General features: G+C 68.9%; 12 protein-coding genes. 10 read left to right on the top strand and 2 right to left on the bottom strand.

Translation table 11 applies throughout. The features are described from left to right. Positions 1-28: 28 nt before the first annotated feature. Together IE97_RS0123590 and IE97_RS0123585 are read left to right on the top strand one after the other, a co-directional pair. Positions 29-931, top strand: a complete 903-nt coding sequence (locus tag IE97_RS0123590) for a tRNA (adenine-N1)-methyltransferase (RefSeq protein WP_030244027.1) — start codon at positions 29-31, stop codon at positions 929-931. 257 nt (positions 932-1,188) lie between these two features. Then, complete coding sequence (locus IE97_RS0123585; RefSeq protein WP_030244025.1) at positions 1,189-1,767, top strand: hypothetical protein; 579 nt, start codon at positions 1,189-1,191, stop codon at positions 1,765-1,767. A 60-nt stretch (positions 1,768-1,827) separates the two neighbouring features. Here IE97_RS0123585 and IE97_RS0123580 read toward each other — a convergent pair whose 3' ends face one another. Continuing rightward, positions 1,828-2,133 (bottom strand): ferredoxin, encoded by a 306-nt coding sequence (locus tag IE97_RS0123580; RefSeq protein WP_030244023.1) that lies wholly within the window; start codon positions 2,131-2,133, stop codon positions 1,828-1,830. Between the two features lie 246 nt (positions 2,134-2,379). Here IE97_RS0123580 and arc point away from each other — a divergent pair, with 246 nt between their 5' ends. The 6 genes from arc to prcA all read left to right on the top strand — a co-directional run bounded on the left by arc (position 2,380) and on the right by prcA (position 8,307). After that, positions 2,380-4,146 carry a proteasome ATPase gene (gene arc / locus IE97_RS0123575; RefSeq protein WP_030244020.1) on the top strand — a complete coding sequence of 589 codons (1,767 nt, stop codon included), beginning with the start codon at positions 2,380-2,382 and terminating at the stop codon, positions 4,144-4,146. Between the two features lie 234 nt (positions 4,147-4,380). Continuing rightward, the gene (gene dop / locus IE97_RS0123570; protein ID WP_420706131.1) at positions 4,381-5,892 is read left to right on the top strand and encodes a depupylase/deamidase Dop; all 1,512 of its coding nucleotides are present in this window, start codon (positions 4,381-4,383) and stop codon (positions 5,890-5,892) included. Positions 5,893-6,081: 189 nt separating this feature from the next. Beyond that, positions 6,082-6,300 (top strand): ubiquitin-like protein Pup, encoded by a 219-nt coding sequence (locus tag IE97_RS0123565; protein WP_030244016.1) that lies wholly within the window; start codon positions 6,082-6,084, stop codon positions 6,298-6,300. Positions 6,301-6,467: 167 nt separating this feature from the next. Continuing rightward, positions 6,468-6,683, top strand: a complete 216-nt coding sequence (locus IE97_RS43640; RefSeq protein ID WP_324605880.1) for an endonuclease domain-containing protein — start codon at positions 6,468-6,470, stop codon at positions 6,681-6,683. Continuing rightward, positions 6,635-7,480, top strand: a complete 846-nt coding sequence (gene prcB / locus IE97_RS0123560; RefSeq protein ID WP_037836658.1) for a proteasome subunit beta — start codon at positions 6,635-6,637, stop codon at positions 7,478-7,480. The genes IE97_RS43640 and prcB overlap by 49 nt, the downstream gene beginning before the upstream one ends. Positions 7,481-7,548: 68 nt before the next feature. Further along, complete coding sequence (prcA, locus tag IE97_RS0123555) at positions 7,549-8,307, top strand: proteasome subunit alpha (RefSeq protein WP_030244010.1); 759 nt, start codon at positions 7,549-7,551, stop codon at positions 8,305-8,307. A gap of 322 nt (positions 8,308-8,629) precedes the next feature. On the opposite strand, the gene IE97_RS0123550 is transcribed toward prcA, so the two are convergent. Beyond that, entirely contained in the window at positions 8,630-9,649 is a 1,020-nt protein-coding gene (locus IE97_RS0123550) for a LacI family DNA-binding transcriptional regulator (RefSeq protein ID WP_030244007.1), read from the bottom strand. A 94-nt stretch (positions 9,650-9,743) separates the two neighbouring features. Here IE97_RS0123550 and IE97_RS0123545 point away from each other — a divergent pair, with 94 nt between their 5' ends. Together IE97_RS0123545 and pafA are read left to right on the top strand one after the other, a co-directional pair. Further along, positions 9,744-10,997 carry an MFS transporter gene (locus tag IE97_RS0123545; protein WP_030244005.1) on the top strand — a complete coding sequence of 418 codons (1,254 nt, stop codon included), beginning with the start codon at positions 9,744-9,746 and terminating at the stop codon, positions 10,995-10,997. 9 nt (positions 10,998-11,006) lie between these two features. Further along, entirely contained in the window at positions 11,007-12,368 is a 1,362-nt protein-coding gene (pafA, locus tag IE97_RS0123540) for a Pup--protein ligase (RefSeq protein WP_030244001.1), read from the top strand. Positions 12,369-12,445: the final 77 nt, after the last annotated feature.

Genomic DNA, 12,445 nt, shown 5'->3' with positions numbered 1-12,445 from the left:
CCCTCCCGGCTGCCGGTAGGCTGGTCACATGTCCGAACCGACCGGTGCCGCCCGCAGGCGCGGGCCCTTCAAGGTCGGGGACCAGGTACAGCTGACCGACCCCAAGGGCCGCCACTACACGTTCACGCTCGAGGCCGGAAAGAACTTCCACACCCACAAGGGTTCTTTCCCGCACGACGAACTGATCGGTGCTCCCGAGGGCAGCGTTGTCCGCACCACGGGAAACGTCGCCTACCTCGCGCTGCGCCCCCTGCTCCCCGACTACGTCCTGTCCATGCCCCGCGGGGCGGCCGTCGTCTACCCGAAGGACGCGGGGCAGATCCTCGCCTTCGCGGACATCTTCCCCGGCGCCCGCGTCGTGGAGGCCGGCGTGGGCTCCGGCTCGCTCAGCAGTTTCCTGCTGCGCGCCATCGGCGACCAGGGCATGCTGCACAGCTACGAGCGCCGCGCGGACTTCGCCGAGATCGCCCAGGCGAACGTGGAGCGCTACTTCGGCGGCCCGCACCCCGCCTGGCAGCTCACCGTCGGCGATCTCCAGGACAACCTGTCCGACACCGACGTGGACCGCGTCATTCTCGACATGCTCGCCCCCTGGGAGTGCCTGGAGGCCGTCTCCAAGGCGCTCGTCCCCGGCGGCATCCTCTGCTGCTACGTCGCCACCACCACGCAGCTCGCCCGGACCGTCGAGTCCATCCGCGAGATCGGCTGCTTCAACGAGCCGACCTCATGGGAGACGATGATCCGCAACTGGCACATCGAGGGCCTGGCCGTCCGCCCGGACCACCGGATGATCGGCCACACCGGCTTCCTGCTCACCGCCCGCCGCCTCGCCGACGGGGTCGAGCCGCCCATGCGCCGCCGCCGCCCGGCCAAGGGCGCCTACGGCGAGGACTACGCCGGACCCAACGCCGACGGCGGCAACGGCCGCTGAGACCGCCCGTCCCTCGCACAACGAACAGGCGCGGTGGCGGAGTTCCCGGAGCCACTCCGGAACTCCGCCACCGCGCCTCTCGGTTGCCACCGCGTGGTGCCGCGGGGACACGGGCTTGCTGACAGAGCGGCAGGAACCGTAACTCTTCTGACTTCCCCGGCACCGGACATGCACACCCCGCCGTTCCCTCGTGGTGTGACGTGTGGCACCATGCTGGCCACCGCACCCCACCGGCACAGCCTCAGGAGACTCTCCTAGTGCAGCCTTCCGCCGTCCCGGAGCTCGCCCACACCCACACCCGCCCGATCCACTGGCTCGCCACCGCCACGGCCGTCGCCGGCGTCGTGGCCCTGTCCTCGCTGCTGCAGCCGGATGCCGCGACGGCGGCCCAGGCAGCCGGTCCCCGGGCGAAGAGCGCCCCGGCGCACAGCGCTCCGCCCGACCCGGCCGCGGTGACGTTCCCGATCGAGTGCGGACCGGTACGGGCGGTGGTGAAGAAGAAGGCCTCCGGAGATCTCGACGGCGACGGCAACCCCGAGACGGTGGCCGTGGTCCACTGCGACTCCCCGATGGGCACGCCGCCCGACGGCGTGTACGTCCTCACCCAGGACGGCGAGGGAGGGAAGCCCCGTGTGGTGGCCACGCTGCTCGGCCCCGAGGACCGCACCAACGTCAGCGACTTCGCCGTGCACGGCGGCGCCGTCACGGCCACGCTCCTCGGCTACTCGTCGTCCGACGTGCCGCGTTGCTGCCCCGACGTGAAGAGCGACGTGAAATGGCGTTGGCAGAACGGCGCGTTCGTCCGCTCGACGCCGTCAGGGGCCCGCAGCGTGTGAAGCCGGCGTGGCGCCGGTGTGTGAGATATCAGACAGTATTAACGCAGCGTACGGAAATGGTCACTGCGCGTCCGGTCCGTAGACCTCGGTGCTGTCCGAAACTCGACGCACGTGGATGCACTCGCCCGGACACTCCTTCGCGGAGTCGATCACGTCCGTGAGTAGCGGCAGCGGAACGGGCGTTGTCGCGCCCTTGTCCTGGAGCAACTCGTCGTCGGCGCTCTTCACATAGGCCAGACCGTCGATGTCCAGCTCGAACACCTCGGGCGCGTACTGGGCGCAGATGCCGTCGCCGGTACACAGGTCCTGGTCGATCCAGACCTCCAGCGCCTCGCCCTCGACTCCGGCCTCCTGCTGCACGCTCATGTCTCCTGCCGTTTCATACGTCGAGCCGTGTCGGGAATCCGGCCAGCTCTGACGGGTGTTGAACGCTTCGACCCTACCTCCGGCTGGGTTCCAATCATGTTCGCTGGGTATTCCCCTGGCGTGAGGGAGAGCGCAAGGGTGAAGATCGGACACACCCCGACCGTCTTTGTGATCTAGGGGTTTCAATCGACACCCGCCCAGGTAGGGTCTGGAAGCGTCCAGCTCCCCTTGGAGGAGGTGAGGACCGTGGCAGCCCACGACGACGACATGAACCGCGGCATCCGCCCGGGACGCGGGTCCGACGACCCGGCCGGGCAGATCGCCTACCTTGAGCAGGAGATCGCCGTCCTGCGACGCAAGCTCGCCGACTCTCCGCGACACACGAGGATTCTCGAAGAGCGGATCGTCGAGCTGCAGACCAATCTGGCCGGCGTGTCCGCACAGAACGAGCGACTCGCCAACACACTCCGTGAGGCCCGGGATCAGATCGTGGCCCTCAAGGAGGAGGTCGACCGGCTCGCGCAGCCGCCGGCCGGCTTCGGGGTCTTCCTGCAGGCGAACGAGGACGGTACGGCCGACATCTTCACCGGCGGCCGCAAGCTCAGGGTGAACGTCAGCCCCAGCGTCGAGCTCGACGAGCTCCGGCGCGGCCAGGAAGTGATGCTCAACGAAGCTCTCAACGTGGTCGAGGCCATGGAGTACGAGAGCGTCGGCGACATCGTCACACTGAAGGAGATCCTCGAGGACGGTGAGCGGGCCCTGGTGCTCGGGCACACCGACGAGGAGCGGGTGGTGCGGCTCGCCGAGCCGCTGCTGGACGTCACCATCCGCCCCGGCGACGCCCTGCTCCTGGAGCCCCGCTCCGGATACGTCTACGAGGTCGTCCCGAAGAGCGAGGTCGAGGAGCTCGTCCTCGAAGAGGTCCCCGACATCGGCTACGAGCAGATCGGCGGACTCGGCGGCCAGATCGAGGCCATCCGGGACGCCGTGGAGCTCCCGTACCTCTACCCGGACCTGTTCAAGGAGCACGAACTGCGGCCGCCGAAGGGCGTCCTGCTGTACGGGCCCCCCGGATGCGGTAAGACCTTGATCGCGAAGGCCGTGGCCAACTCGCTGGCCAAGAAGGTCGCCGAGGTGACCGGCCAGGCCGCCGGCAAGAGCTTCTTCCTCAACATCAAGGGCCCCGAGCTGCTGAACAAGTACGTCGGTGAGACGGAGCGGCAGATCCGCCTCGTCTTCCAGCGGGCCCGTGAGAAGGCCAGCGAGGGCACGCCCGTCATCGTCTTCTTCGACGAGATGGAGTCCCTCTTCCGCACCCGTGGCTCCGGCGTCAGCTCGGACGTGGAGAACACCATCGTCCCGCAGCTGCTCGCCGAGATCGACGGTGTGGAGGGCCTGCAGAACGTGGTCGTGATCGGCGCCTCCAACCGTGAGGACATGATCGACCCCGCCATCCTGCGGCCCGGCCGGCTGGACGTGAAGATCAAGATCGAGCGTCCGGACGCCGAGGCGGCCAAGGACATCTTCGGCAAGTACCTCACCGAGCGCCTCCCGCTGCACGGCGACGACCTCGCCGAGCACGGCGGCTCCAAGGCCTCCACCGTCCAGAGCATGATCCAGACGGCCGTCGAACAGATGTACGCTGAGTCCGAGGAAAACCGCTTCCTGGAGGTCACTTACGCCAATGGTGACAAGGAAGTCCTGTACTTCAAGGACTTCAATTCCGGCGCCATGATCGAGAACATCGTGGGCCGCGCCAAGAAGATGGCGATCAAGGACTTCCTCGAGAAGAACCAGAAGGGTCTCCGCGTCTCCCACCTCCTCCAGGCCTGCGTGGACGAGTTCAAGGAGAACGAGGACCTGCCGAACACCACCAACCCGGACGACTGGGCCCGGATCTCCGGAAAGAAGGGCGAGCGGATCGTGTACATCCGTACGCTCATCACCGGAAAGCAGGGCGCGGACACCGGACGCTCCATCGACACGGTGGCGAACACCGGTCAGTACCTGTAAAAGGCAGGGCGGCTGCGGGTGCCCTCGGCGGGTACCCGCAGCCGACTGTTTTTCAGGCCACGGCTGGAGCAACGCAATGACGCAAATGATCTCCCCACCAGCGCAAAGGCGTTCTAGGCTCTTGCGTACCGCCGAGTCGCGCAGTGCGGGGACGGGTACCGCACACGCAACCGAGCGCCAGCGGTATCTGAGCGGCGCCCACGACCGAGGGCGCCGCCGGGCAAGGAGGGCCGCATGACCGTACGGCGAGTAATGGGCATCGAGACGGAGTACGGGATCTCCGTCCCCGGCCACCCCAACGCCAATGCCATGCTCACCTCGTCCCAGATCGTGAACGCCTACGCGGCGGCGATGCACCGGGCCCGCCGGGCCCGCTGGGACTTCGAGGAGGAGAACCCGCTGCGGGACGCGCGAGGCTTCGACCTCGCCCGCGAGGCCGCCGACTCCAGCCAGCTCACCGACGAGGACATCGGCCTGGCCAACGTGATCCTCACCAACGGCGCACGGCTCTACGTCGACCACGCGCACCCCGAGTACAGCGCCCCCGAGGTCACCAACCCCCGGGACGCCGTCCTCTGGGACAAGGCCGGCGAGCGGATCATGGCGGAGGCCGCGGAACGGGCCGCCCAGCTGCCCGGTGCCCAGCCGATCCACCTGTACAAGAACAACACCGACAACAAGGGCGCGTCCTACGGCACGCACGAGAACTACCTGATGAAGCGGGAGACCCCCTTCTCGGACATCGTGCGCCACCTGACGCCGTTCTTCGTCTCCCGTCAGGTGTTCACCGGAGCGGGCCGCGTCGGCATCGGTCAGGACGGGCACGAGCACGGCTTCCAGCTGAGTCAGCGAGCCGACTACTTCGAGGTCGAGGTCGGCCTCGAGACCACGCTCAAGCGCCCCATCATCAACACCCGCGACGAGCCGCACGCGGACGCCGAGAAGTACCGCCGTCTGCACGTGATCATCGGCGACGCGAACCTGTCGGAGATCTCGACCTACCTGAAGCTGGGTACGACGGCCCTCGTCCTGTCGATGATCGAGGACGGCTTCATCGCGGTGGACCTGGCGGTCGACCAGCCCGTTCGTACGCTGCACCAGGTCTCGCACGACCCCTCGCTCAAGCGCCTCGTCACACTCCGCAGCGGCCGGACGCTGACCGCGGTCCAGCTGCAGATGGAGTACTACGAGCTCGCGCGCAAGTACGTGGAGGAGCGGTTCGGGGCGGACGCCGACGACCAGACCAAGGACGTGCTGTCCCGCTGGGAGGACACCCTCACCCGTCTGGAGCACGACCCGATGAGCCTGGCCGGCGAGCTGGACTGGGTCGCCAAGCGGGAACTCATGGAGGGCTACCGGCGCCGGGACGACCTGGACTGGGACGCGGCACGGCTGCACCTCGTCGACCTCCAGTACGCCGACGTGCGCCCCGAGAAGGGCCTGTACAACCGTCTGGTGGCCCGCGGGCGCATGAAGCGCCTGCTGGGCGAGGCGGACATCGAGCGGGCCCGTACGGCGCCTCCTGAGGACACGCGGGCGTACTTCCGCGGCCGCTGCCTGGAGCAGTACGCGGACGACGTCGCGGCGGCCTCCTGGGACTCCGTGATCTTCGACCTGCCGGGCCGGGACTCCCTGCAGCGCGTTCCAACCCTGGAACCGCTTCGCGGAACGCGTAATCACGTCAAGGAGCTCCTGGACCGCTGCCGCACCGCGGAAGACCTGGTCAGGGTCCTGTCCGGCGGGTGAGCGCGGTTCGCGGGTACTCGCGGGTACTCGGGAGAAGCCGGCCGGGCAGGGTGGAAAGTCCCTGGTCCGGGAATCATCGAGGTGGTCCCCGTACGTTGGAGAAACTGCGGGGCCATTGTCAGACCCGGCGAGTAGGGTCTGATCTTGACCGAGCAACTGTGTCGGGCGAAACCGAGCGGGGTGAGGGATATGGCGACCAAGGACACCGGCGGCGGACAGCAGAAGGCCACCCGGTCCACCGAGGAGGTCGAGGAGCAGGCCGCGGAGGCGCAGGCTTCGGAGGACCTCAAGGAGCGTCAGGAGAAGCTGAGCGACGACGTGGACTCCGTCCTCGACGAAATCGATGATGTGCTCGAAGAGAATGCCGAGGACTTCGTGCGCTCCTTCGTTCAAAAGGGTGGACAGTAAGGCGCCTGTGCCTTCATTCCGAAGGTGAATGGGTGCTTGGGTGACGGACGGGCGGAGCGTGGAGCGCTGTGCGCGGGGCATTCGGCGATTGACGCCCTCGTGCGCGGCGCTCCCGGCGTCAGCGGTAGTCCGTGCCCGGCGGCCCGCCGGTCGTGAGGGGCCGGTAAGTGCGGCGTCGCTCCGGCGGAGTTGGTGCCGCCGGGCATGTGGATCACCGCCGACGGACGGGTAGGGTCCGAGGCATACCGTGCCCCCGGTCGCAACCGGACCGGGGTTGTTCCAAGGATCGGCCCGACGTCACAGGGCGGGCTGTCACATACGTGGAAGGAATCGCGTGGAAGCCAACACTCGTAGCACCGGGCGTCTACCAGCTGCCTTCCTGACGCCAGGGTCCTCCTCCTTCATGGACTTCCTGTCCGAGCACCAGCCGGAGATCCTGCCCGGCAACCGGCAACTGCCTCCTACCAAGGGTGTGATCGAGGCACCGCACGGGACCACGATCGTCGCCGTGTCCTTCCCCGGTGGTGTCGTGCTCGCCGGTGACCGGCGGGCCACCATGGGCAACGTCATCGCGCAGCGGGACATCGAGAAGGTCTTCCCGGCCGATGAGTACTCGGCGGTGGGCATCGCCGGTACGGCGGGCCTGGCCGTGGAGATGGTGAAGCTGTTCCAGCTGGAGCTGGAGCACTTCGAGAAGGTCGAGGGCGCGCAGCTGTCGCTGGAGGGCAAGGCGAACCGGCTGTCGACGATGATCCGCTCGAACCTGGGGATGGCCATGCAGGGACTGGCCGTCGTTCCGCTGTTCGCCGGGTACGACGTGGACCGGGAGAAGGGGCGGATCTTCTCCTACGACGTCACGGGCGGGCGTTCCGAGGAGCAGGGCTACGCGGCCACCGGATCCGGGTCGATCTTCGCGCGCGGTGCGATGAAGAAGCTCTTCCGGGACGACCTGAGCGAGGCCGAGGCCACGACACTCGTGGTCCAGGCGCTGTACGACGCGGCAGACGACGACTCGGCGACCGGTGGTCCCGATGTCGCCCGCCGGATCTATCCCATCGTCACCGTGATCACCGAGGACGGCTTCCGCCGGCTCTCCGAGACCGAGGCGTCTGAGATCGCCCGCTCGGTCCTGGAGCGGCGACTGGAGCAGCCGGACGGTCCGCGGGCCGCGCTGCTGTAGGCGCCGGGCTGTCTCGTGAGGGTGGTCCAGTGAATCGACGGAATTCTGAAGAGAGGGACGGATAACCGGTGTCGACGCCGTTCTATGTCTCACCCCAGCAGCAGATGGCCGACCGGGCGGAGTACGCCCGCAAGGGCATCGCTCGTGGTCGCAGCCTGGTCGTGCTGCAGTTCGCCGACGGCATCGTGTTCGTCGGGGAGAACCCGTCCCGTGCGCTGCACAAGTTCAGCGAGATCTATGACCGGATCGGCTTCGCGGCCGCCGGCAAGTACAACGAGTACGAGAACCTGCGGATCGGCGGTGTGCGCTACGCCGACCTGCGGGGTTACACCTACGACCGGGACGATGTGACGGCCCGGGGCCTGGCGAACGTGTACGCGCAGACGCTGGGCACGATCTTCTCGAGTGTCGGGGAGAAGCCGTACGAGGTGGAGCTGGTCGTGGCCGAGGTCGGGGAGACCACGGAGCAGGACCAGATCTACCGGCTGCCGCATGACGGCTCCATCGTGGACGAGCACGGCTCGGTCGCGGTGGGGGGCAACGCTGAGCAGATCAGCAGCTACCTGGATCAGCGCCACCGGGACGACATGACGCTGGCCGAGGCGCTGAAGCTGGCGGTGCAGTCCCTGTCCCGCGACACGAACGGCAGTGAGCGGGAGATTCCCGCGGAGCGGCTGGAGGTGGCGGTGCTGGACCGTACGCGCCCGCAGAAGCGCAAGTTCAAGCGGATCAGTGGGCGTCAGCTGTCGAGGCTGCTGGAGGCGGACGGCGCGGGGTCGGCGACGGCCTCGGAGGCGGACGAGTCCGAGTCCGGAGACGACGAGTAGTCGCCTGTTGACGCGCGCCCCGGTCTTTCCTGGCCGGGGCGCGCGTCGCGCGTTGCGCCGGGTGGTGGGTCGGGGCCGCGCCGGGGGGTGTCCGTCCTCGGAACGGCGCGATGGGCTTGCCAACCAACCAACTGTCCGTTGACGCGCCAACCAGCTGCGGGCGGACACCCCCCGACACGTCCCCTTCCGTGCGTGCGCGGGTGCAGGCCGTCCTAGCTGCGGGCAGTCGTGCCGCTGGGGCGGCACGGGTGGGCGCAGCGGCACCCCGCTCCGCCGGGCTGCGGACCCACCCCCGGCCCCAGCACCAACACCGAGCACCTGCCTACGGCCGCGTCGGCGGCGCCGTAGAGCCCCGTACGACCAGCCGTACGGGAATGTCCCCACCCTCGGGCTCCCGGCCCTCCAGTACGGCCAGCAGCGCCCGCATACCCCGTTCCCCGAAGAGCTCCGCGTCCAGACGGACCGTCGTCAGTTCGGGATCGATCGCCGTGGCCAGGGCGAGGTCGTCCAGGCCCGTGACCGAGAGGTCGTCCGGGATGCGCAGACCGAGACGGCGAGCCGCCTTGTACGCCCCGGCAGCCAGTTTGTCGTCGTCGCAGACGAGGGCGGTGGGGTGGTGGGGGGCGGCCTCGGACAAGGCGCTCTCGGTCGCGGCGACGGCGCCCTCGATGGAGATCGGTGCGCGCACCGTACGGATCGACGTACCCGGCACCTGGTCCAAGCGCGCCGCCAGCTCTCGGGCTCGTACCTCGAAGGTCCAGGACGGCACGTCCGCCGCCAGGTGGAGGAAGTGGCGGTGGCCGAGGGAGAGCAGGTGTTCCGCGACCTGGCGGACACCGTCGGCGATGTCCAGGTTCACCGTGGCCGCCCCCAGGCTCCCCTCCGGGTCGCTGTCCAGCATCACCAGTGGCAGCTGGTCGCCGCGGATCGCGGTCAGTGCGTCGGCGGCCATGGACGAGGCGATCACGCCGTCCAGCGCGGCCTGGGCGGAGGCGAAGGGGTCGCGCGCGGGGCCGATGCCCTCGGGGGAGGGGTAGAGGACCACGCCGAAGCCGTGCTCGGCGGCGACGCGGGCGGCGCCGGTGTAGACGCCGGCGAAGAACTCCGTGGTGAGGGCGGGGACGACCAGGAGGACCGTGCGGGTGCGGCCCAGGCGCAGGTTGCGGGCGGCCAGGTTCGGGCGGTAGCCCAGGTCGCGGGCGGCCTCGCGGACGCGCTCGGCGGTCGTCTCCGAGACGCGTCCGCGCCACTTGTCCCCGAGGACCAGGGAGACCGCCGCCTGGGAGACGCCGGCGGCCTGGGCGACGTCCCGGCTCGTGGGTCGGGTGCTGCCTCGTGCCACCGTCGGCCTGCTCCTTCGTCTGGACTCCCGAACAGCGGACATGGTACGTATGGGAGCCGACGTTATACGTAAAACTTAGGGCGGGGGCACGGTTGTGGGATACCTGGAGATCCTTCGGGCGCGACACGCCGCCCGGCTGCTCGTCGGCACGCTGGTGGGCCGGCTGCCCAACGCCACGGCGGCCATCGCGATCCTGCTGTTCGTCCGGGCCGAGGGCGGTTCGTACAGTCTCGCGGGGGCGCTCGCGGCCGTGTACGGCGTCGCCAACGCCGTGGGGCAGCCGGTGCTGGGCAGGCTCGTGGACCTGCGTGGGCAGCCGCGTGTGCAGTTGCCCGCGGCGGTCCTGTCGGGGCTGGCGATGGCGGCCTTCGCCTTCGCCGGTATCGGGTCGCTGCCCCTCGCGTATGCCGCCGTGGCGGCTGCCGGGCTCTTCACGCCTCCCCTGGAGGGCGGGCTGCGGGCGCTGTGGCCCTCGGTCCTCCGGAAGGAGAACCAGGTGCACACCGCGTACGCCATGGACGCCGTGGCGCAGGAGGTGATGTTCACCGTCGGGCCGTTGCTGGTGACGCTGTGCGTGTCCCTGTGGTCGGCCCAGGCCGCGCTGCTGGTGCTGAACGTGGTCGGGGTGCTGGGGGCGCTGTCCGTGGTCGTGTCGCCGCCCTCGCGCGCCTGGCGGTCGGCGCCGCGCGAGGCGCACTGGCTGGGTGCGCTGCGCTCGGCGGGGCTGCTGGCGCTGCTGGCGGCGTTCCTGTTCGTGGGGATGGCGCTCGGGTCCATCACGGTCGCCTCGGTGCCCTACGCGGACGAGCACGGCGGTGACGTGGTGTACGGCTGGCTGATGGCGGCGCTGGGGTTCGGGGCGCTGGTCGGCGGCACCGTCTACGGGGCCCGGCAGTGGGCCGGTGAGCCGGCGCGGCGACTGACGGTGCTGGTCGCGCTTCTGGTGGTGTGTTACTTGCCGCTGATGCTGATGCCGGAGGCGGTGCCCATGGTGGCGCTGACGGCGCTGGCCGGGGTTTTCCTCGCCCCCGCCATCGCCTGTGCGTTCGTCCTGGTCGACCGGCACGCGCCGCGCGGCACGGTCACCGAGGCGTTCTCCTGGCTGGTGACGACGTTCACCGTGGGCCACTCGGTCGGAACGGGTGTCGCGGGGACCGTCGTCGAGGCGGGCGGGGCCCTGTGGGGCTTCGCCGTGCCGGGTGCCGCCGGTGGCGTGTCCCTGCTGGTTTTGATCGCCACGGCACGGGTACTCGCAGCTCCCGGCCAGGGTGCGGTCGTTGCGGCCGGTTCGGAAAATGATCCGAACCGTGCCCTCGAACCCCGTTTCAGTTCAGGGGATCGGGCGTAATGTTCCCTCATGGACCGCCGCATTTTCGGGCTGGAGAACGAGTACGGCGTCACGTGTACGTTCAGGGGACAGCGCCGCCTGTCTCCTGACGAGGTGGCGCGGTACCTCTTCCGCCGTGTCGTGTCATGGGGCCGCAGCAGCAATGTCTTTCTGCGAAACGGCGCCCGCCTCTATCTCGACGTGGGCTCACATCCGGAATACGCCACTCCCGAATGTGACAACGTGATCGAACTGGTCACCCACGACAAAGCGGGCGAGCGCATTCTCGAAGGACTCCTGGTGGACGCCGAACGACGCCTGCACGAGGAGGGAATCGCGGGCGACGTCTACCTCTTCAAGAACAACACCGATTCGGCGGGCAACTCCTACGGGTGCCACGAGAACTATCTGGTCGCCCGGCACGGGGAGTTCTCCCGGCTCGCGGACATTCTCATTCCGTTCCTGGTGACGAGGCAGCTGCTGTGCGGTGCCGGCAAGGTGCTGCAGACGCCGCGCGGGGCCGTGTACTGCGTCAGCCAGCGGGCCGAGCACATCTGGGAGGGCGTCTCCTCGGCGACGACCCGCTCCCGGCCGATCATCAACACGCGTGACGAGCCGCACGCGGACGCCGAGCGCTACCGCCGGCTGCACGTCATCGTGGGCGACTCCAACATGTCCGAGACGACCATGCTGCTCAAGGTCGGTGCCACCGACCTGGTGCTGCGCATGATCGAGGCGGGCACGGTGATGCGTGACCTGACCCTGGAGAACCCCATTCGGGCGATCCGTGAGGTCAGCCACGACATCACCGGGCGGCGGAAGGTCCGCCTGGCCAGCGGCCGGGAGGCCTCCGCACTGGAGGTGCAGCGCGAGTACTACGAGAAGGCCCTGGACTTCTGCGAGCGCCGCGGCATCCGCACCGGCACCGTCGAGCGCGTGCTGGAGCTGTGGGGCCGGACGCTGGACGCGATCGAGACCGAGGATCTCGACCGCATCGGCACCGAGATCGACTGGGTCATGAAGTACAAGCTCATCGAGCGGTACCGCAGCAAGAACAACATGACCATGTCGCACCCGCGGGTCGCGCAGATAGACCTCGCCTACCACGACATCCACCGCCGTCGTGGCCTGTACTACCTGCTGGAGAAGAAGGGGCAGGCGGCGCGCGTCTGCGACGACCTGAAGATCTTCGAGGGCAAGTCCGTACCGCCGCAGACCACTCGGGCCCGGCTGCGCGGTGACTTCATCCGGCGCGCCCAGGAACAGCGCCGCGACTTCACGGTCGACTGGGTCCACCTCAAGCTGAACGACCAGGCCCAGCGCACGGTGTTGTGCAAGGACCCGTTCCGTTCCGTGGACGACCGGGTGGAGAAGCTTATCGCCGGAATGTGAGGAAACGCGCCGGCGCGGAAATCGCCGGAACGCCACACGGGCGCCGTACGTTACAAGTACGGCGCCCTGCTCACGCC

The sequence above is a fragment of the Streptomyces sp. NRRL S-455 genome (assembly GCF_000717875.1).
Classification (GTDB): Bacteria; Actinomycetota; Actinomycetes; order Streptomycetales; family Streptomycetaceae; genus Streptomyces.
The sequence above is the reverse complement of the archived record's forward strand: the minus strand, read 5'-3'. Positions and strand labels throughout refer to the sequence as shown.

Excerpts from the sequence above, each read along its gene's own strand:
- IE97_RS0123590 (WP_030244027.1), top strand. The coding sequence starts at position 29 with ATGTCCGAACCGACCGGTGCCGCCCGCAGGCGCGGGCCCTTCAAGGTC.
- pafA (WP_030244001.1), top strand. The coding sequence starts at position 11,007 with ATGGACCGCCGCATTTTCGGGCTGGAGAACGAGTACGGCGTCACGTGT.
- IE97_RS0123565 (WP_030244016.1), top strand. The coding sequence starts at position 6,082 with ATGGCGACCAAGGACACCGGCGGCGGACAGCAGAAGGCCACCCGGTCC.
- dop (WP_420706131.1), top strand. The coding sequence starts at position 4,381 with ATGACCGTACGGCGAGTAATGGGCATCGAGACGGAGTACGGGATCTCC.
- IE97_RS0123580 (WP_030244023.1), bottom strand. The coding sequence starts at position 2,133 with ATGAGCGTGCAGCAGGAGGCCGGAGTCGAGGGCGAGGCGCTGGAGGTC.